Consider the following 22063-nt stretch of genomic DNA (forward strand, 5'->3'; position numbering starts at 1 on the left):
CGTTCTCCTATATAAAACTTATATCCATGTGGGCCGTATAATAACTAACTGCTCATTTTAGCGGGAAATTCAATGATAAATCTTGTGCCTTTATTTACTTGACTTCTACAGCTAATTGTGCCTTTTAGTTTTTGAGTAACAAGGTTATAAATAATGTGCAGTCCCAATCCCGTGCCTCCCTGACCTCTTTTGGTGGTAAAAAACGGTTCAAAAATTTTACTGAGATTTTCTGGGTCAATTCCTTTGCCGTTATCGGCATATTCAAATATTAGCCGATCGCCCTCTAGTTTGAAATCAAAAGCCAGAATTCCTGCGTCTTCTCCATCGTAGGCGTGAATTAGCGAATTCAACACCAGATTTGTCACAATTTGACACACTACGCCGGGGTAACTGTCCACAACAATATTTTCATCACACTTAATCTCTATTTTGTGCTTAGTTCTTTTGAGTTTGGCACTTAAGGATGTCAAAATTTCCTCTAGATAGTTTTTAACATTAAACGTGCGTTTTAACTCGCTCGACTGATCCACAGCTACTTCTTTAAAACTGTGAATCAAGTCGGCTGCCCGCGTGAGGTTAGATAAGATCATATTACTGCTTTGCACGGCGGTATCCAGAAACTTTTCTAACTCGGAACGTTTTATTTGGCCGTTACTGTAAACCTCAAAAAACTTTGTGGCTTTTTCAGCAAGCAGGGAGGCGGCGGTGATGCCGATGCCGATGGGAGTATTGATTTCGTGGGCAACACCTGCAACCAACCCTCCGAGGGCAGCCATTTTTTCCGATTCTACCAGTTTATTTTGAGCCGATTTTAAGTCTTCTAAAGTTTGGGAGAGTTCGGAGGTACGCTGCTGTACTAAATTTTCGAGATTTTGATTGAATTGGTGCAAGTTGGCGTAAAGTTGGGCATTTTCGATGGAGATAGAAATTTGAGAAGACAGCAGTTTTAATATTTCTAACCTGTCTTGTGTAAAAGCGCCTGTAGTCAGATTGTTTTCTAAATATAGAATGCCAGTGAGTTGGCCTTGATTAATTAACGGAGTGCAAAGAATTGATTTAGGTTGAACTGCCATTATATAGGGTGTGCGAGTAAATTGTCCTTCGCGGCTGGCATCGTTTAAAACTATACTTTCCTGGGTGCGGGCAACGTAATTGACAACTGCAACTGCCAGCAAAGTTACTTCTCGATCGTCGGCTACAAAATCTATCGGAATTGATTGCATGACAGCAACGCGATCGACATCTACAGATCCTGATGCTTCAATCACCCATTGACCCTCTTTTTCTAGTATTAAAAAGCCTCTTTGCCCTCCGGCATTTTCAATAACAATTTTCATCATTTTTGCCAGCAGTTTGTCTAGAACTATTTCGCCCGCTAAGGTTTGCGATGCTTTAACTGCTGTGGTCAAGTCTAGCACGCCTGCAGCGTCGTTCGTAGTGGAAGCGCTACTGGTAGATTTGTGAGTTTCAATATTAGTTGAAATCGAGCTTGAAGTTAGCAAGTGCGAGTATTTGGATTCTAAATGCGCTGCTTTGGCTGTTGCTCCCCAGCGTTGATAGCAATAACGCGCTTCTGTTAAGTAAGTTTTAGAATTTTTTTCTCTTCCTATGGATAGATAAAATGCTCCTGCCAATTCTGCTGCTAGTGCTTGTACTTGTATGTATCCGTTTTCTTGGGCTCCTTCAATTGCGCGATCGTAATATTCCATTGCTCTCACAATATTGCCCAAAACACGCGCTTTTTCTGCCGTAAGTAAGTCGCATTTGTGCTGAAGATTCATGGGTGCATAAAGCGCTTTCTGTTGCAGTTTTTTTCGGTTACTGACAGCGTAAAAAATATGCTCTTCTTGTTCCCCCTCTGTTGCAGATGGATAGGCGGCTAGGCGGGCTAGAGAATCGTAAAACTGATATTCAGAAACATTAATAAAGCCTGCAACTCCGTCTAAATATACTTCGGCTAGCGCTGAATTTTCTAGGGCTGTAGCGGTATCTCCAAATAAATAGGATATTATTAATTTCTGCAAATAAAAGTGCTGTAATCCCACGCGATCGTTAGCTTTTAACAGTAGCGACAACAACTTTTCTTCGCTGTATGCTTCACCTAATACCAGGTGTGTACTTTCCGATTTTCCCATCAATTGCAAAATAGTTTGCAGATATATTTGATTCCAAGTTAATACAGTTTCTTGCTTGAGTTGAAACAGCAAATGGTTGTAACTTACTATTCTTCGTTCCAGTTGTGGCAATTCTTGACCGAGGAAATACAAAGACTGACAAATATTTACGGCTGAATATCCGACACATTCTAAATCCCCATTTTCTAACGCGCTTTGATAGGCGTCTTCTAATAGCGGCAAAGAGTCTTTAACGTGATGCTTGCCGTTCATCAAAATGAATGCTACTAAATTAAGCGTTTTGCTTTTGAATTCTAACACATTTAATCTATCGCTCAAATTTAAAGCTAATTGACCAAAGCGATCGCCCGATTCAATATCTCTAACTATTCCTTTTAAAATTGCTCCGTAATTAGCATAACCAAAGGCAGAAAAAGTAGAGTTTCCGTAATTAATAGATAAATTAACTTGCTCGCACACAATGAGCGGCAGCAGGACAGGTTCAACTATAAATGTAGCTGAAAACATACTGGAAAGCACACGCATAGTGGCTAATTTGTGCGGATTTGTCATAATCGGTAAGTCTATTAAATCTTCTATTTTTTTGTATTTTAAATAAGCTGCTGTTTTAGCAAGTGCTTGCTGAATGTGGAGGGGAATCGGCGATTCAGGAAAGTTAATTCCTAACATTTTTAGTGCTTCCCGACCAATTTTTACCGATTCTTGGAGTTTTGTTTGCATCGCACAAGCTATGATTCTGATTTCAAACACTTTGATTTTGTCTAGTTCATTTGTTGCGTGTTGCAGGACAATTATCGCCCATTTTTCCATGGGTTCAAAGTCGGTATTCAGGTAAGCAGCTTCTGCTGCTGACTCGTAGAGTGCCAGAGTTAAGTCGTAGTCAGTTTGCCAACTTTCGGGGGGCAGCAGTTCAATACCTGCGGTTAAATATTTGAGGGCAAGTTGGTAAGCGGCACTTGCTTTTGCTTTGCGGCCTGCAATTAAATTTAATTGGCATAATTGAAATTGTTCTAATTGACTGCTGATGATTCCTTTGGCAGAATTTAGTTGGTTTACGGTATCAAAAATATGCTCTTCTAATTGCTCTGGCGGTGCATTTTGAAGTAAAAAGTTGCCTATCTTGAGATGAATTTCTTGTTTTTGATAATCGGATATTAAAGCATAAGCTGCTTGCTGCACTCTCTCATGCAAAAATTTGTACGTGGCGCTCGAAACATCAGCTACTGGCAGGGAAAATTTATCGGTAAAGTCTCTAGATATTGTGTCTGTTACTTCTGTGCTTGCTGCTAGTGCGATCGGAATTTTGTAGGCGTTATTCACGAGCAAAATCAGACCGGACTGAAGTGCCTCACCGAGGTCTGTTGCTGCGGAAGCCAGAGGTTGTTCGGCGATTGTCGAGAGAGTTTTCAAATCAAATTTGTTCCCGATACAAGCGGCTAATTTAAGCAGTTCCTGGGTATTCTCTGAAAGTTTCTGAATGTTATCTATCATTAATTCTACAACATTGTCAGTTATTCCCATTTCTTGTATTTGTTCGATATCCCACTGCCACTCGCCTGTGACATGGCATTTTTTCACAATTTGCTCTGAGATTGGTTGCGCTAAGCCCGATAGGTTAGGTTCAGCTAGCTCGACCACATTATTCGAGGGTAAAATTTGAAATTGAATCAAGCTTTTTGAGTAAATAAATTTTATTAATTGAGTTAAAAAGAAGGGATTGCCAGCGGTTTTTCGCCAAAGCAATTGTGCTAAACTTAGGGATTTTTCTGGGGCGCAGTTCAAAGTATGGGCAACAAATTGGTTGACGCTGCTTATATCTAAAGGCGAAAGGGCGATCGCACTCACAGTGCCGCCTGCTTTTTTAATTGCTTCGGCGGTAATGATTAGGGGATGATTTGCATCTACTTCCTGCTCTCTATAAGCTCCAATTATTAATAAATATTGAGTCCCCATGTCAGTTGCTAGCAGTTCTATTAACTTGAGAGATGCTGAATCGATCCACTGCAAATCGTCCAGGAAAATTACTAGGGGGTGTTCTTTTTGAGCAAAGACGCGGATGAAGTTTTGAAATACTAAATTAAAGCGATTTTGAGATTCATTGGCTCCTAAATCGGGGACGGAGGGCTGCGGCCCGACAATCAGTTCTACTTCAGGAATAGCTTCAATAATTACTTGGCAGTTGCCACCCAGTGCTTTTAAAATTTTTTCTTTCCAAACATGGATTTCTGCAGCATTTTGTGTGAATATTTGGCGCAACAAATCTTGAAAAGCTTGGAGCAAAAAAGCGTAAGGAATATCTCGTTTAAATTGCTCAAATTTGCTGTCAATAAAATACCCATTTTCCCGCCGACTCGGCTTGTAAACTTCATATACTAACGAGGATTTGCCCACACCTGCAGAACCGGAAATTAGCACGATTTCTGTATTGCCCCGCCTCATACGCTGGAAGATACTGAGAAGCAGATTAACTTCTGCTTCTCGCCCGTAAAATTTTTGGGAAATTTGCAGGTGACTTGACTGATCTTGCTCGCCGAGGGTTATGTGGGAAATTTCGCCTATAGTTTGCAGTTGATCGAGACAATTTTCCAAGTCGTACAAAAGTCCGAAAGCACTTTGATACCTGTCTTCGGCTGTTTTTGCTAAGAGTTTTATGACGATATCGGAAACGACTTGAGGAATCTCCTTGGTTCCTACTTGATTGATTCTGCCTTCGATGCTTTTGCTTTCTACTTTTTTATTTCTGTTTTCCCAAGGAGAAACTGGCGTTTTAGCAATATGGCAGTGTACTAATTCCATGGGATCGATCGCCTGAAAAGGCAATTCACCACAAAGCATTTCATAAAAGGTGACGCCTAAAGAATAAAAATCGGTGCGGTAGTCGATCGCCCGATTCATGCGTCCCGTTTGTTCAGGAGACATATAGGCGAGAGTGCCTTCGAGTAAATGGGGATGGCTGGGGGCGGGGTTTTCGCCCGGTAGCAGGGAGGCGATCGCAAAATCAGCAATCTTGACATCTCCTGTCTCAATATTGACAATAATATTGCTGGGTTTAATATCCTTATGGATGATGTGGTGTTCGTGGAGTTGCCCAAGAGTTTCTGCTAATTTGATGCCAATATGCAGAAATTGTGGTAACTCTAGCTGGTTGTTGCTGAGAAACTCTTTTAGGGAAATCCCACCAAAATCTTCTAAAACTAAAACCGGAAAGTGATTGTATGTTTCTATTTTGTAAAGCTTGACTATTCCGGGCAAACTCAAATTTTTAAGAATTTCGGATTCGTGCAGCAGTTGGGATATTTGGGCTGGGGTAGGGTATAGCGGCGTGAGAGTTTTGAGGATAACGGGTTTTTGTTCCTCAAGCTGCATCCCTCGATAAATAACTGTGTGAGAGTTTGTATAAAGTTCTCCGTCAATGCGGTATCCCGGAATAGAAATCATGAGAGTTAGGGGTAATTTCAAAGATGCGGTTAGACAATTTTAGATTTTAGATTTTAGATTTTAGATTGGGAATGATTGATAATATAATAGTTTGGCTCGCGGGCTTAGAGTTGCATTCTTTTTGGTCACAAGTATTATTAAGTAAGTGAAAATACACAGCGTCGGTCGAGTGCGGTTTTTACGGCAGTAAACTGGCTACTATTATATAGCTTAGCTAAATCCATTTCTCAAGAGTCCTCCTAGATACTTTTTTTGTCGCTTATTTAGTTATCTATATTTTAGTCTTCAAAAAATCAGAAGTCGCACTTTGCTATCCCGCCAGTGGCAAAATAAACGGGTGCGTGCAAATCAACAGCTAAAATCTAAAAAAATCATGCAGAATATAACTGCCTCAAATCCAGCTAATGCGACCGATCGCGCTTTTGGCACCGCAGACATTCAATTGCTGGTAGTGGATATAGACGGCACGATCGCAGGTATGTCAAATACTATCCGAGAACCAGTCAAGCAGGCAATTTTGGCGGCCGAGTCGCGGGGAGTGAAAGTAGCCGTCGCTACGGGCAGGATGTACCGATCAGCTTTGCGTTTTCACCGCGACATCGGCTCAACATTGCCACTGATTTGCTACCAGGGCGCATGGATTCAAGATCACGCTACTCAAAAACGGCTGCGGCACTTGCCGCTGTCGAAACAAACTGCTCTGCAACTGTTAGATTATTTTGAAGAACCGCATTTGCGACCGCTGCTTTCGATCCATTTCTACATTGACGACCAACTTTACGTGCCGGAAATTACCGCAGCTACCCGAATTTATGCCGAACGATCGGGCATTGAACCAATGGTGATTAAAGATTTGCGGCGAGATATTCCCGGGGAACCGACGAAAGTTTTGGCATTGTGCGAGAATCCGGGGGTACTCGACGGCTTGCTCAGCAGTATGCGGCAGCGCTACACGCCTGCAGAGCTTTATTTGACTCGATCCGTTGCTACTTTTTTTGAAGCTACGCATCCTGTGGCGAATAAGGGAGATGCGGTGCAGTATTTAGCGGAGGAACTTTTGGGTTTGCAGGCGGCGAATGTGATGGCGATCGGCGACAATTTTAATGATGTGGAAATGATTGCCTATGCGGGTGTGGGCGTGGCGATGGGCAATGCTCCTGATGGCGTGAAGGCTGCTGCTGATTGGGTGGCGCCGGATGTGGAGGAAGATGGGGTGGTGGCTGCGATCGAACAATTTGTTTTGGGCGATCGTTGATATTTGCAGCACCAATACCGCAGGGGTGGGTTTAGCGACATCTGGAAAAAATCTAGATCAACCCGCCCCGACCCAGCGACAATTTTTTATTATATAACTGTCTAGTTTTGAGTTCTATGCAATCAAATTTTGATGATCTAAAAAGATCCACTTTTTCGGATTTTTCCCGATCAAGTGGAGTCAATTACTTTTTTTGCAACATCGAATATTTATTTAACGAACCGCGAAGACGCTAAGAACGCGAAAGAAGAATTGAAGAAAGCGGGGCGGGCTTACCGATCTTCTGGATGTGAATTATAGATAATTTAAAACTCTTAAAAATGCCTTGCAACAGAAAAAGCACCGACGACTGGCCGTGTTTCGTCTCGGTGCTTCTTCTGGTTCGCTCCTCACACGTCCATCAATATAGCTGACTCAGTAAATTGTGTCAATACTTTTTCCAAAAATTGTTTTTTGAGTCGGCTGCTGCGGGGGTGTCGGTGCGGTGGAGTGAGGCAAAACTCTTGCAATGCAAGGGTTTGACTCGATCGCCCAAGCATTACCTTGAGCAGAAAAATTTTACTTCAATTCCAGCAGCCAGTCCAAAATCAGAGCGTTGACTTCACTCGGCCGCTCGTCGTGGGGACAGTGGCCTGTGTTGGGAATGGAAACAAATTTCACTGGTTTATCGTTGGCGGCCAATTGTTGATAAATTTGGCTGCCGGCGATTGGCGTCCAGGGGTCGTCTGCGCCCCAAAGTACCAATAACGGACGATCGACTTTGGGCAGCAATTCTGACGGTTGAGGGCCTGGAGGGGCTGTGAGAATCGATGCAAACACTTGTTGAGCTCCGGGATCGCAGGAGGGGGCGTGCAGGAGTTCTACGAGTTCGTCAGTGATGGCTTCGCGGTTCCCGTAGACTTGGCGCAGGGTGTTGCGGATGCGGTGTTTTTGGCGGATGTTGTTGAAGACAAAGGGGCCGATCAGGGGCGATCGAACTAATTTAGTAAAAGTCCCCATCACTACTCGCAGCGGGAAATTCAGTTCGTCCGGTCGGTGGTTGAGCCCGCCGGCACAGTTGATTAAGACACCGCCGGCTGATATTTCTGGATGGTTGGCGACTACCATCAAACTCAGCAAAGCGCCGATCGAATTCCCGACAAATACCGCCGGTTCTAGTACCATATCCGCCCAGAAATCAGTCAGCAATTCTTCCCACAATTCCAGAGTGTAATCTAGGGCTGGTTTGGCGGAAGCACCGAATCCCAGCAAGTCCAAAGCAAATACGCGATAGCCGCCGGCTGCGAGTACGGGGATATTTTGCCGCCAATGTCCGATCGAAGCCCCAAATCCGTGAATCAAGATCAGAGGGCGGCCAGTTCCTTGGACGGTATATTGGATTTTGTGACCTTTCCAAGTCCAAATTAGCTTTTCAAAACTTGTTGCAGATACTAATTGTTGTGCAGTCACGGCTATTATGTAAAGTTTCGTTAACTACTTTCATCATAGCAGTAGTCAGTAGTCAGTAGTCAGTAGTCAGTAGTCATGAATTATTGGTTATTGGTTATTGGTTATTGGTTATTGCTTATTTGTTGTAATGCCCAATGCCCTGTTTGGCCAATGCCCCATGCCCAATGCTCTGTTTGGCCCATGCCCCATGCCCCATTCCCAATTCCCAATTTTTACTTTTTTTGTAGCAACCAATAAGTCATCATATTCCCCTTACCTTTTACCGGAATTACGCCTCGCCTCTCAAACAAATACTTATCTTTCAAAAGCTCATAAGTAACATCAGTAACTTGAATTCTGCCGGCAAAACCCGTAGCTTCCATCCTCGCCGCTACATTCACCGTATCTCCCCACAAATCATAAGTAAACTTGCTCACACCAATCACTCCCGCAACCACCGGCCCGGAATTGATGCCAACGCGAATTGCCAGTTTTTCCCCTGTCTCGGCGCACAACTTTGCTATTTTTTCCTGCATTCCCAGGGCCATTTGGGCGATCGCCTCGGCATGATCCTGTCTCGGCGTAGGCAATCCCCCGACTACCATGTAAGCATCGCCAATAGTCTTAATTTTCTCCACACCGTACTTTTCAGCTAACTGGTCGAAGTGCGAAAAAATTACGTTCAAGCGCTTTACCAACTCGGTGGGAGACATTCTAGCAGACAACTCAGTAAAGCCAACAATATCAGCAAATAAAACACTTACTTGGGCAAAACTGTCGGCGATCGTACTTTGCTCTGCCTTCAAGCGTTCTGCGATTGGTTTGGGTAAAATATTTAACAGCAACTTCTCGCTTTGTTCTTGTTGAATTTTGAGCTCTTCTTGGGCTAACTTGCGCTCTGTAACGTCAGAAACAGTACCCTCATAGTAGATCAGCTCACCTTTTGCATCTCGAACAGCCCGAACATTTTCTGACACCCAAATCCGGCGCCCGTCTTTGCGACATACCATAGATTCAAACCCCGAAACGGCATTTTCAGCATCCATAGCAGCCACAAATTCGCGGCGGCGTTCTGGGTCAACATACAGTTGCTGAGCAATATTGTTAATCTCGGACATCAGTTCTTCTGGCGAGTCGTAACCGTACAATTTTGCCAAAGCTGGATTAGCGCTGAGATAGCCTCCTGAAGGCGTGCTTTGAAAAATGCCTTCCATCGCATTTTCTACAATGCTGTGATATTTTTCTTGGGCAATACGTAGCAATTCTTCTGCTTGTTTCCGCTGAATCAAAGAACCTAATTGAGTGCCTACCGCATTGAAAACGTCTATAAATTGTGCGTCTTTCCCTTCCGACGAAATTTTAAAGAAAACTAGCACTGCCAATACTTCATCGCCTACCAAAATCGGCACACCAAAACCCGCTTTGAATCCGAGTTCTAGTGCTATTTGACTTCGGAAAAAATGCGGGTAGCCCCTGGAAATATCTTCTACCCATTCCGGTTGCTTGGATGCCCAAACTCGTCCCGGCAGGCCTATATTCATGGCAAATGTCAGTTGTTCGCTTTGCTTGCGGAACGCATCCATCCTCGCGTTGCTGGCATACCAGCCCCTGGCAGATTGCAGCACAGTTGCTTCTGCATTGGGAATCCAAGCTTCTCCTACATCCCATCCGATTGTTTCGCCCACTTGGTGCAAAATTACTTCTAAAGCTGAGTGAAAGTCTACAGCTTCGCCGATCGCCCGCGTCGTTTCCAGCAAAAACCGGATTGATTCTTCAGCCCGCTGCCGTTCTGCGATTTCTTCCTGCAATCTAGAATTGCGATCGTGCAGTTCCCTAGCTTGCAGTTGCAGTTTGCATTGCAGCGAACGAAGAGAAAGTTGGTTTTGGACGCGGGCTAAGACTTCTTCTACTTGAAACGGTTTAGTAATATAATCCACTCCTCCTACTTGAAAAGCTTTAACTTTTTCCAGCACGTCATCTAGCGCACTAATAAAAATTACCGGAATATCTTGAGTTTTTTCGCTTAACTTTAACTGCTCACAAACTTCATACCCGTTCATTTGTGGCATATTAATATCTAGTAAAATTAGATCGGGAGGAGATATTTGTGCCCCTTGCAAAGCCAAGTGTCCGTTAATAGCCTTCCTGACATGATACCCGTAAGATGTCAGCATAGTGGATAAAAGTCGCAAATTATCCGGCATATCGTCAACGATCAGAATGTCTTTACGAGTCGCTGATAATGGATGGTCGTTCATCATAATATAATTGAGTTAAATCGATAATGATATCTATCCGAAAATTATCGACTAAATCTGTTAAAGCGTTAGCGAGATTTGCCTCAGTTTCGGGAATTTCCTTGATCAGATCGAGGATGCGGTTGTCGTCAACACAAAGTGCTGCTCGGTGCAACTCGACCACCCAGTCTGTGGGCATTACACTCAAATCCTCGGTGGTCAAACTTTTAAGCAGCGTCGGTGTAGAAAAAGAAGTAGATAAGTTCTCTTTTTCATAAATATAACGCAGGTTGAGATGATGCGCTATCTTTTCAAAGAGTACCTCTTCCCGAAACGGTTTACATATCAAATCGTTACAACCAGCAGACAAAATTATTTGTCGCTGCTCATCAAAAGCACTGGCTGTCAAGGCAATAATTATTGTTTCTTTACCTTCGAGAGTTTTCTTAATCTCTCTTGTCGCTTCATACCCATCTATCACGGGCATCAGCATATCCATTAATATCAAGTGCGGCTTCCAAGTTGAATGCAAAGCAATTGCTTCTTGACCGTTAGTTGCTTCCCGGACTTCAAATCCCAGGGGAACCAGCAGCTTAAGCAGCAGTTGGCGATTTTCCGTTACATCTTCAACTATTAATATCCGATAAATGTCTTGTCCTGCTTCTAAACCAATAACTTGTTTAATCGGTGGTTTTTCTTGCTCATCACTTTCTGTCACTAAGTTAACCCAGATATTAAAGCTAAAAATTGTGCCTTGGCCGAGTTGACTTTCAACAGCAATATCACCTCCCATAATGCGGACAAATTGTTGGCTAATCGGCAATCCCAGACCAGTTCCCTGCATGGATTTCCGACCAGTTTCGGTTTGTACAAAGGGCTTGAATAATGTGGAAAGTTCCGAGGGAGAAATGCCGGGTCCCGTGTCGGCAATTTCAAAATACAATTGGGATTTGTTTTCTTCTATGACGTCTTTTTCAGCGTGGCTACTGACGCGCAAAGTAACGGTTCCGTGTTGAGTAAATTTAATTGCATTGCCGAGTAGGTTAATTAAAACTTGCCGCAATTTAGCTTCGTCTGTTTGAATGTACTGCGGCAAATTATGGGAATTTTCAAAAATTAGATACAAGCCTTTTGAGTTGGCTTTTAGTTGCAGCATTTCTTTGAGACTGTTGAGAAAGTCGTAGAGATTAAAGCGGCTAGGATTGATAGTAATTTGACCTGCTTCTATTTTGGACATTGACAAAACATCATTGATGAGTTCTAGCAAATGTTCGCCGCTGCGGTTAATAATTTCTATGTATTCTTTTTGTTCTTCCGTGATAGAACTGTTGCGGGCCATGACTTGGGAAAAACCGAGAATGGCGTTGAGAGGCGTGCGAAGTTCGTGGCTCATGGAAGCTAGAAATTGGCTTTTGGCGCGGTTGGCAACTTCGGCGTTTTCTTTGGATTTAATCAGCTCCATGGACTGCCTTTGAGTGCGGGCAAGCAGTTCCGCTTGCTGTAATGCTACTCCTAGCTGAGTACCTACATCAACTGCAACGTTGATTTCAGCTTCACTCCACTGGCGGGGGGCAGAATTTTGATAGGATGCTAGTAATCCCCAGAGCTTTTTTCCAGAAAAAATTGGTACAATAATGTATGATTTAGCTTGAAATTTTTCTAGCAACTGGATGTAACAATTATCGAAACCTTGCTTGTAAATATCTGGGACACAAAGGTAAGTTTTACCTCGGCTGTATGCTCCGCCTTTGGTTTGTTGCAAATAGGTATCGTGGACTTCTGGTGAGATACTATCTAATTTTTGGACTAGGCAAAGTTCGCTGTCTAAAGCGCCTTCAGTAAGGTTAGAATCTGTATCCTGTGCTTGGATGAAAGAAACCCACTTGCGATCAAGGGATTCGGCTACAAATTCGCCACTCCAGTCTGGATTGAAACGGTAAATAGCGACTCGATCGCACTTCATGGTTTGGCGCAATTCTCGGGTTGTGGCGTGAAAAATTTCTCGGATATCTAAAGTCTGCCGCATTCTTTCAATGATGCGGGCGATCGCTCTTTGTCGTAAAGCACTTTCTTGCAGTTCCGTTTCTGCTTGCTTGCGTTCGGTAATATCTACAGCCATTAAAGCAATGCCGATCGCTGTACCGTTATCGTCAATTAGCTGAGTATTATACCACTCGCAGATGATAATTCTGCCGTCTTTAGTCAGATTTTCAGTAGTCCCGCTGGATTTGGCGTTCAAGTCGTGATTGGAAATCTCAGATAATTGCGGTTGATAGCTTTCAGGTACGATTAAATCGGAGGCGACTCGACCAATCGCTTCTTGCTCACTGTAGCCAAAAATAGCAACGGCTGCGGGATTCCAAGTAATAATTTCAAAATTGAGGTTTAACTCGATAACCGCGATCGGCGTTTGCTGCAATAAAAATGAGATTCTTTGTTGGGACTCTAGCAGTTTTTCTTCTGCTAATTTGCGGTCTGTGATGTCATTAGCAGTGCCGAGAATTTGTTTGGGTTTACCATCGCTTGTTCTGAGAAATACTGTATCCCAACTGTGCATCCACCGCCATTCACCGTTTTTGTGTTTCATTCGGTATTGACATTCAATGACATCACCGTCTTTGGCTCGATCAACTTTTTGGATGCTTTCAAAAAAGTTGGGCAAATCGTCGGAGTGCATCAGAATTGGCATCATTGCTGTACCCATATCTTGTATTTCTTGGGCGGTGTATCCGAGCAGCGTCGAAATTTGTCTATTGGTATAAACATTCCGCTGTTCAATTACATCGTAAACGTACAATAGGTTGGGATTGGAATCGGCGATCGCTTGAATGAAGTGCTGGCTTTCTCTGAGTGCGGATTCTGTTTGTTTGCGAACGCTAATATCTCGCGCCACAATAATCACTGAATCTGGAGTCAGCGGAGAAACTTTAGCATCGAGGCAAACGTCGCGCTCTCCGACTTTAAAGCTATATTCAACATTGATAGTTTGCTTCGTTTTCAGAGCTTGTTGGATCGCATTTAATAGTAAATCTGCTATAGGTTTCGGCAAGACTTCGTGAGCGGTTTTGTTAATCATTTCGCTTGGAGGTTTCACCAAATTTGTTGATGCTGTCGGGGCGATTTTGATGCAGCGCCCTTCTGCATTTCTCACTAAAACTGTGTCAGTCATGGCGGCAAAAATAGCCCGCAATTCTGTTTCCGATTCTTGCAGAGCTTGCTCGGCACGGACGCGGGTGCGAATTTCTGCTTGCAGCACTTTATTTTGCCGATCGAGCTGCTGAATTCGGTTTTTTTCTCGTTCGATCAGTTTAGCTTGAGCGATAGCGAGCCCTACTTGAGCCGCCACAGCTTCTAATAAGTCGATTTCCTCGGAAGTCCATTCCCGGTAACGATCGCACTGGTGCAAACAGATAGCACCGTTGGCCCGGCCTTGGTAAGAAGTGCGAATTGCCAGCATCGATTTTAACCCAACCTTCTGGCAAATCGGTTGAACAGCTTGCAAAAGAGGGTCTGAATAAACATTGTTGGAGGCGATCGCCAGATCTTGTATCATCATTTGTATGACGTGAGGATTGCCCCAAATTGGAACAGGTACGTTCCGAATAGATTCGCAATCGGGTTCGAGATACTCTGCCGCCAGAGGAATATCGACTTGGGGAGTAGTGACGTAAGTATGAATCAAACAGCGATTGACGCAGAATGCCAGACCGACTTGAGTGGCAGCTATTTGAAATATTTGTTCTGGCTGCAAGCTTGAGCGAATTTCTTGAGTTATTTTTGCAATCAGCAATTCTCGCTGAACTTGCCGTTCTAAAGCAGCTTTAGCTCCAGCCATTTCTATTTCTGCGTGCTTGCGCTCGCTGATATCAAAAAGTACGCCATACCAAACAATATCGCCATTATCGCGCATTTCTGGTCGAGAATTAGATTGGAGCCATTTGAGTTTACCCGACGGCGTAACAATCCGCCATTCACAGGCAAAAGGTTCTAAAGTTTGGGCGCTAGTAGCAATTTGTTTTACCAGATATTCGTGGTCATCTGGATGATTTTGATCGAAGCAAAAGTCGGGACATTTTAATATTTCCTCACTCTCTAATTCGTAAATCTCCCGACAAGCATAACTAATATATTCAAACTTAAAATTTCCCTCTGGTTTCTTGATAAATTGATAAAGAACTCCCGGTATATTGACCGCCAATTTTTGCAACCGCGCTTTGCTTTCCCGGAGTGATTGTTCTGTTCGCTTGCGAAATTCTACCTCTTGTTGCAGTTGGGCATTCTGCTGTTTTAATTGTTTTGATAGCTGTTGTATAGTCAATTGACTTTCGATCCTCACTAAAACTTCTTCCACTTGAAAAGGCTTAGTAATGTAGTCAACACCGCCGACTTCAAAAGCTTTGACTTTGTGAAAAGTCTCCTCAAAAACACTCAAAAAAATAACCGGAATTTCCTTAGTTTTTTCGTTGGATTTCAGTCTAGCACAGACTTCATATCCGTTCATTTTGGGCATAGCAATATCTAGCAAAATTAAGTCTGGGAGAACTGCTAAATTAGCATTGACCGCCATTTCTCCCGAAATCGCCCGCTGAACTTTATACCCTTCTTTCGTCAATATATTTGATATAAACCGCAGGTTGTGGGGCTGATCGTCAATAATTAAAATGTGAATACTTTCTTTGTCAAATATCATTTTTTGTCTGGTCATTGTGATTTTTTTATTTCTAGCAGCAGATTGATGATTTAATATATTTAGCGATTTCTTCCGCTCATCATTATTTATTAAACATTTTTACACTCAGCAAATAGAGGATTAACTTTAGATATTAGCCATCAACTAACGCACCTTATGTTTTTTCAATTTCTTGGTTGCTTCTCTTAATTCTTCACTCAAAATAACCGTACTTAACTACATTTTCTTGTCAAAAGAAATCGCCTGATTTGCTGTACAAATTAACTCTATCGAAAAACAATTATCGCTTAGGCACTCCAGACCAAAGCAACCGGGTTTCTTAACTTTGTTCAATGGCTGCGACCAAGTATTTTCCTACAACCCGGTTGATTCGCCCAGGACAGTTTCTTGCTGGAGTTTAGCATTAAAATTGCCCGGAGGATAACACAACTTTCTGGACATTTTGCTCGCACGTTCAAAGGGTTTTAGCACAGATACACACATGGACATACCACGAGGTGAAGAAACCGTTTTTGACTCTTGTCGCTGCAACAAAGTATGGCTGTGAAAAACCTCGGTTTTGACCCACCGACTCCTGAGTCTTAAGATATTTATAGGTAACTAAGAGTATATAATAGCAATCCACCCCGCACCCAAAGCTTACCCTATAAAATATTTTCTCGGTCTTTTCTATGCCAGCAATTCCTTAAGTTTAGCAATATTTTCATTGCTTAAGTAAATTTTAATTTCTAGTTCTTGGTCAGATTCCCACAGCAACAGCAGATTATCTTCGCCCAAGGCGATTTCGGGATTGTTTAATTCAAGTGTTTGATATTTAACTTCGGGAATTCCTACGCGAATTACCAGTTCCGCTTCCAACTGAGGATAGATGTACAATTGCTGTTGCAAGTTGTCAAGTTCTAATTTGTCAACAGTGTTGTTACGTTGGACAGGAGAATCTGGTTTGTACCAATAGAGAGTTTCCTCCCGAATTTCGGGATTGACTATCACAAATGTTTCGTCAAAACGCTGGGGGTGCCAGTGAATTTCGCTCAAACCGCCGATTTGCGGAATCAGTCGCTCTACCCAGCTAATTTCTTTCCCGTTCAGGTTTCCCCACCACTGACTGATATTATCGAGATTGTCAGCATTTTCGGGGTCGGTGCTGCCGGACTGCCAGACTGTTTTTAGTTGTTGCATATACAAGTTCTCCAGCGAATTTAAATTTGAGATTGCAGGCGCTCAATTGGAGATTCATTCGTTATACAATAATTTTAATGGACTTACCAATTATTTACCACGAAGATTACGTTGCACCCCTGCCACCGGATCACCGCTTCCCGATGGCAAAGTTTCGGATGCTTTACCAGATGCTGCTCGCGGACGGGGTAGCAGATAAATCGCAATTTCACGCTCCCGAACTTCCCCCTCAAGAATGGATTGAATTAGTCCACGACCACTCCTATGTTCAAGCTTACTGCAACGGGACGCTGGATAACAAAGCGACTCGGCGAATTGGTCTGCCTTGGAGTCGCGCCCTTGCTAATCGCACTTGCACTGCGGTTGCAGGAACTGTACTAACTGCAAAGCTCGCTTTAGACTACGGTTTGGCTTGCAATACTGCGGGCGGAACTCATCACGCCTTCCCTGCTTTTGGGTCTGGTTTTTGTATTTTTAATGATTTGGCGATCGCCTCTCGCGTCTTGCAAAAAAATGGTTTAGTTCGCAAAGTTTTAATTGTCGATTTAGATGTCCACCAAGGAGACGGAACCGCCGTAATATTTCAAGATGACAGCAGTGTTTTTACTTTCTCGATGCACTGCGAAGTCAATTTTCCCGGCACTAAACAAAAGGGCGATTTAGATGTACCTTTGCCTGTGGGTATGGAGGACGACGAATATTTACAAACCTTGGATAAATTCTTACCAGATTTGCTTTCAAATGTCAAGCCCGACTTAGTTTTATACGATGCTGGAGTAGACCCTCATCACGGTGACAAACTGGGAAAATTAGCTTTAACTGATACGGGCTTATTTCGCCGGGAAATGCAAGTTTTGATGGCGTGTTTGGCCGGCGGCTATCCCGTTGCCTGCGTGATTGGCGGGGGCTATTCCGATGACGCTAAGGGGTTAGTTTACCGACATTCGCTGCTGCACCGAGCTGCCAGTCAAGCCTACAGGCAGTATCGACTTTGATCCAGCAAGAGTCCGGACACTTTTTCTATTGCCCAATGGCTTATTCTTACTTGACTTTGAGGCTAGCGTAAATAATGAAATCAAAGTCATCTTTACCCCTGACGCGGCATTTAATTCGACTTTTTTATGCTGCTTGCCCTGTAAGGCTTGTAGTATAGTTCCAAAAACTGTGCGGAATATTGACCCAGATTGGGGAGATTTAATATGGACTTCAGTATTCTTTGGCGATATGATTGCGTGTTTAGGGTGTCAATTAATACTAAAAACAGGCTAAAGTGGCATTAAAATAGATATATCGCATTCAATCCTAGTGTATTTTATGGACTCCAACTCGTTAAATATCACAGAAGATGGGGCCAAAGAACCGACTTTGATGCCCATAGACAAGCACTACCTGCTAGTCCTCAACATCCCATCCTTCCGCGACTCCAAAGGCTGCAGGTATCTCGATTTAATGTGGGCTAAAGACCTAACTCAACACTTTAAGTATTTGAAAAACTTCACGCTAGCATCTCCGTGCGTGCGAGAAACCCTCCCCGAAAATACCATAGAGGTGGATTCGGAAACATCATTTGCTGATGCTAAATTTATTGACCTTCCCTCCCCAAATAGCTTGGCCAAAGGAATATTTCTGCTGCCGGCAACGGTTGCCCAGCTTTGGGGCGCGATCGCATCTTCAGATATCGTACATAGCGGCGTAGCAGGCTGGCCGATTCCGATGGCATGGTTAGTGACGCCCATAGTCCTGATACAGCGGAAACCATACCTGCTCATAGTCGAGTCCGCACCGTGGCGGCTGCAGCCGGGAACCCCTGCCAGCATTAAAGCCAAAATTCAAGCTTACATATACGAAACATTGAATCGCTGGTGCATCAACAGCGCCGACTTGACAATCTTTACACAGGGAGAATATCAGCAAAGTTTATTAAAAAAACCACACAAAAAAAGTCACATAATTCACGCTTCGTGGATAGATGAAGAAAATATTATTTCGGAAGCAGAGGCGACTAAAATATGGCAGGAAAAACTGTCAGCCTCGCCCAAACAACTAAAAATTCTATTTGCGGGCAGATTGCATCCACAGAAAGGTCTGTTAGTTCTCCTAGAAGCAATGAAAATCTTGGACGAGGAAAACATTGCCGTCAAGCTGGACATACTAGGTGAAGGCGAACTGTTAAGCAACTGCCAAGCAGCCAGCAAGGCAATGCAAAAATCCGTACAGATCGAACTTTTGGGAACTATTCCTTACGGGAGAGAATTCTTCAGCCGGCTGCAACAATATCATGCTGTTGTGGTTCCCAGCACCTCAGACGAACAGCCCAGAATAGTATACGATGCTTATTCCCAGGCTGTATCGGTACTGGCAAACAACACTGCCGGACTCCGCGACTGCATCGAAAACGGCATCACAGGCTTGATCGGTAATTGCAATGACCCAGTTGATTTAGCAAACTTGCTCAAACAGTCGGGAGAAAACTTGAACCTACTTCAAAATATGGGCATGGCAGGTCTGAAACAGGCTCGCAGCCTGACTCACGAAGAAATGCACCGGCAGCGGTGGCAGCTTTTGTTAAGTATGTTGGAGCAATGAAAAAAGTAAGTAGGTAGGCGCAAATAAACCTGGCTGTGTAAAGGAATGTAAAGCTGTCAGAAGCTTTGGGATTGCTTCGTTTCACGGAGTTACCCTCGCTTTTGACTACTTGTGTATTTTCCGACTCATCTACTTAAGCGATACCTGTACTCCGGGCGATCGCTCCAGCTTGCCAGATGGGTACAACTTGAGCTAAAAAGTTGTTAAACAAACAACGGTACTTATGTCGAAGGCCAGCGAGTCCAATCACCCCTATCCACTGCTGGTTGTCATTGTTAACTACCGAACCTCTAGTTTGACAATTGACTGCTTGCGCTCTCTAGTTAGCGAAGTTCAATCGCTGCCCGGTATGCGAGTTGTAGTTGGCGACAATGCTTCAGGCGATCGCTCTGTCGAAGAAATTAGTAGTGCGATCGCCTCAGAAGGCTGGAATGAATGGGCATCCTTCGTTCCCCTAGAGCGCAACGGCGGATTTGCTTTCGGCAACAACGCCCTGATCCGTCCCGCCCTCCAATCCACCAATCCCCCCCCTTACTTCCTGCTGCTTAACCCAGACACCATAGTTCGCCCAGGTGCCTTAAAAGCCCTCGTCGATTTCATGGACACTCATCCCGAAGCCGGCATCGCCGGCAGCCGCTTGGAAGACCCCGACGGCACGCCCCAGGAGTCAGCTTTTCGGTTTCACAACATCTTGACAGAACTCGATTTTGGTTGGCGGACAGGCTTTATATCCAAGTTATTAGCCAACTGGGCCGCAGCGCCTCCGATTTCCCAAGAAACCTGTCAAACTGATTGGGTAGCTGGAGCCAGCATGATCGTCCGTCGCGAAGTATTTGAAAAGATTGGCTTGATGGATGAAGCTTATTTCATGTACTGCGAAGAAATGGACTTTTGTCTGCAAGCGAACAAAGCTGGCTGGAGTTGCTGGTACGTACCTGAAAGTCGCGTTGTGCACTTAGTCGGCCAAAGCTCAGGCGTCACTGACACCAAAAAGCCCGCCAAGCGGCTGCCTACCTATTGGTTTGATTCCCGGCGTAGGTACTTTATCAAAAACTACGGCTTGGTTTACACAGCATTAACTGATGTATCCTGGGCTTCGGGTTTTGCAGCCTGGAGGGTGCGTCGCGTACTTCAAGGCAAACCCGATGGCGATCCACCACAATTGCTGAGAGATTTTGTATTAAATAGTGTATTTTTTAAGGGGGGTAAGATTGAAAAATCCAAAAACTTTTAAAGGGAGTTGGTAAATGGGTCAAAGCCAACTAAACCAGGTTAGCCTAGGCAAGCAAAATATTTTATGATGCAGCTGAGGAATTAGTATTCTCGATCAATAAAACCGGATTGCTCCTTCCTCACAAACCTGATAGACCCATTAATATCGTCGGCATCTAGCAATAGAGTAAACAATAAATAATGTGAATTAGAGCTTATGGTAACTGAGCAAAACTTAATCACCACTGAAAATCAAGTAGAAGACCCCGGCCTGGGACTGTGGCAGCAAATTAAAGAAGACTGGATTGCTCATGGTCGAGATTGGACAAAACCGGGATTTCGCGCCGTAGCAGTGCAGCGTTTTGGCGTCTGGAGAATGCAGGTAGAACCGAAATTACTGCGAGCTCCTTTGAGCATTATTTATCGAGCACTCTACCGAAAAGTCCGCAATAGTTACGGGATAGACTTGCCTTACACTGTGAAGCTCGGTCGTCGCGTGGTGATTGAACATCAAAACGCTATTATTATTCACGGATATTGTACGATCGGCGACGACTGCATTATCCGCCAAGGTGTAACGTTGGGAAACCGCTATTTGGACAAGCCGCTGGAATCCCCTCAATTGGGCGATCGGGTTAACGTCGGCGCTGGTGCAAAAATCCTCGGAAAAGTAAACTTGGGAGACGACGTAAATATCGGTGCTAATGCTGTAGTTTTATCAGATATTCCCGCAGGCAAAACAGCAGTAGGTATTCCTGCCAAGATTCTTCAATCTACCAAAAACCAGGAAAATGCTTAGATCTATATTGCAAAAAATTATCCGCCATCTTGCGATGCGTTACGGCAAGTTCCGTGGCCTTTACATCCAATTCTGTAACGCCTGTGCCCAAGAATACACAGAATTTCTCCCCCGCCATGGCAACTTGTAAGCGCTAGGCGAAAATTGCAGCATCTGGCTCAATACGGTCTTTGGAGATCCCGCCTACGTCCGCATCGGCAACAATGTTCACTTCTCCTCTTATACCGTGCTCGGCCACGACGGCTCGATCGCCATGCTTAACCGGGCTTACAACGTTAAACTAGATGCCGTAGGCAAGATACCTCTCTTCTGTCACTAAGCGGCAGAAGAAAATAAGAATTCACTCTCATTTATTAAGTAAGAGAAGGGATTTGGGTAAAAATTCATTAACGCTCTTAATCGAGCCCAGCCTGTAGATAATTGTGGAATCGGAAAAATTTTTAGCCACTGTTGTATCAAGTTAAAGCTAATTAAAGCTTGTAATATTAATCTCAAATTGTTTAGATGCCTCTTCCAACTTTTTTTTTCATCAAGCGTCTTGATGTTGCTCAAAGCGGTGGAGAAGTGAGAAGTTTTTTGCGGATAAAGAGCTGGGTGATGGAGTCTGGGAGTTAACGGCTCTATTAGACCTAGTATAGAGGCCGATCATCACGTAAGCACTACAAACGATTTCCCACCATTTTTCAATCTGTGAATATTGGGTGACTCGGAAATCCGCCCACCCTAATTCACTCTTACTTTGTCGAAAACCATATTCAATCCAAGTCGTATTTCCATACAAATTCCCAACTTCTTTAGCTAAGACTCCCGGAATTTGTGTCATCATATACCAGGTTGAGTTTTCGGAAATGGTATCTATATCTGTTGTGATTTCCCAGTAACGCAATGCTCTCTTTTTTCCATAAATAATTTCTCGAATATAGCAATCCTCGCATCATTTGTAAAAATATGTAGGGGTAGTGCTACCCCTACTCCCCGTGCCTACCCCAGCCTGCATCGGGGCAACCACAGGGGGTTTGCCCCTACACATTGGTAACAAGTTAGAACGGAGTAGATTTTGTCAATACCCCTTTATGTAGAAATATAATTGAATAATAATGATAA

The 22063-nt window shown here is 43.8% G+C and carries 11 protein-coding genes; 5 read left to right on the forward strand and 6 right to left on the reverse strand.

What is annotated here, in order from left to right:
* Nucleotides 1–44: 44 nt before the first annotated feature.
* Nucleotides 45–5573: an ATP-binding sensor histidine kinase gene (locus QUB26_RS21155; RefSeq protein WP_333319577.1), complete on the reverse strand. Its 5529-nt coding sequence runs from the start codon at nt 5571–5573 to the stop codon at nt 45–47.
* Nucleotides 5574–5946: 373 nt separating this feature from the next.
* Here QUB26_RS21155 and QUB26_RS21160 point away from each other — a divergent pair, with 373 nt between their 5' ends.
* On the forward strand, nt 5947–6828 hold the full coding sequence (locus QUB26_RS21160; protein ID WP_333242510.1) for a Cof-type HAD-IIB family hydrolase: 882 nt from the start codon (nt 5947–5949) through the stop codon (nt 6826–6828).
* Between the two features lie 558 nt (nt 6829–7386).
* On the opposite strand, the gene QUB26_RS21165 is transcribed toward QUB26_RS21160, so the two are convergent.
* From QUB26_RS21165 to QUB26_RS21180, 4 genes are all read right to left on the reverse strand, one after another.
* The gene (locus tag QUB26_RS21165) at nt 7387–8277 is read right to left on the reverse strand and encodes an alpha/beta fold hydrolase (RefSeq protein ID WP_333236443.1); all 891 of its coding nucleotides are present in this window, start codon (nt 8275–8277) and stop codon (nt 7387–7389) included.
* 212 nt (nt 8278–8489) lie between these two features.
* Nucleotides 8490–10517: an adenylate/guanylate cyclase domain-containing protein gene (locus QUB26_RS21170; protein ID WP_333236445.1), complete on the reverse strand. Its 2028-nt coding sequence runs from the start codon at nt 10515–10517 to the stop codon at nt 8490–8492.
* Entirely contained in the window at nt 10483–15198 is a 4716-nt protein-coding gene (locus QUB26_RS21175) for a response regulator (protein WP_333319579.1), read from the reverse strand. The genes QUB26_RS21170 and QUB26_RS21175 overlap by 35 nt, the downstream gene beginning before the upstream one ends.
* Before the next feature lie 654 nt (nt 15199–15852).
* Nucleotides 15853–16362: a hypothetical protein gene (locus tag QUB26_RS21180; RefSeq protein WP_333242520.1), complete on the reverse strand. Its 510-nt coding sequence runs from the start codon at nt 16360–16362 to the stop codon at nt 15853–15855.
* Nucleotides 16363–16439: 77 nt separating this feature from the next.
* Here QUB26_RS21180 and QUB26_RS21185 point away from each other — a divergent pair, with 77 nt between their 5' ends.
* The 4 genes from QUB26_RS21185 (at nt 16440) to QUB26_RS21200 (ending at nt 20959) form a co-directional block, all read left to right on the forward strand.
* Nucleotides 16440–17357 carry a histone deacetylase gene (locus tag QUB26_RS21185; RefSeq protein ID WP_333236451.1) on the forward strand — a complete coding sequence of 306 codons (918 nt, stop codon included), beginning with the start codon at nt 16440–16442 and terminating at the stop codon, nt 17355–17357.
* A gap of 319 nt (nt 17358–17676) precedes the next feature.
* A complete protein-coding gene (locus QUB26_RS21190) occupies nt 17677–18948 on the forward strand; it encodes a glycosyltransferase (protein WP_333236453.1) in 1272 nt (423 codons plus the stop codon).
* 223 nt (nt 18949–19171) lie between these two features.
* Nucleotides 19172–20182 carry a glycosyltransferase family 2 protein gene (locus tag QUB26_RS21195; RefSeq protein ID WP_333057909.1) on the forward strand — a complete coding sequence of 337 codons (1011 nt, stop codon included), beginning with the start codon at nt 19172–19174 and terminating at the stop codon, nt 20180–20182.
* Between the two features lie 195 nt (nt 20183–20377).
* On the forward strand, nt 20378–20959 hold the full coding sequence (locus tag QUB26_RS21200; RefSeq protein ID WP_333236455.1) for a serine acetyltransferase: 582 nt from the start codon (nt 20378–20380) through the stop codon (nt 20957–20959).
* 529 nt (nt 20960–21488) lie between these two features.
* Here QUB26_RS21200 and QUB26_RS21205 read toward each other — a convergent pair.
* On the reverse strand, nt 21489–21845 hold the full coding sequence (locus QUB26_RS21205) for a hypothetical protein (protein WP_333236457.1): 357 nt from the start codon (nt 21843–21845) through the stop codon (nt 21489–21491).
* Nucleotides 21846–22063 lie beyond the last annotated feature (218 nt).

The sequence above is a fragment of the Microcoleus sp. B4-C1 genome (assembly GCF_036705285.1).
Classification (GTDB): Bacteria; Cyanobacteriota; Cyanobacteriia; order Cyanobacteriales; family Microcoleaceae; genus Microcoleus.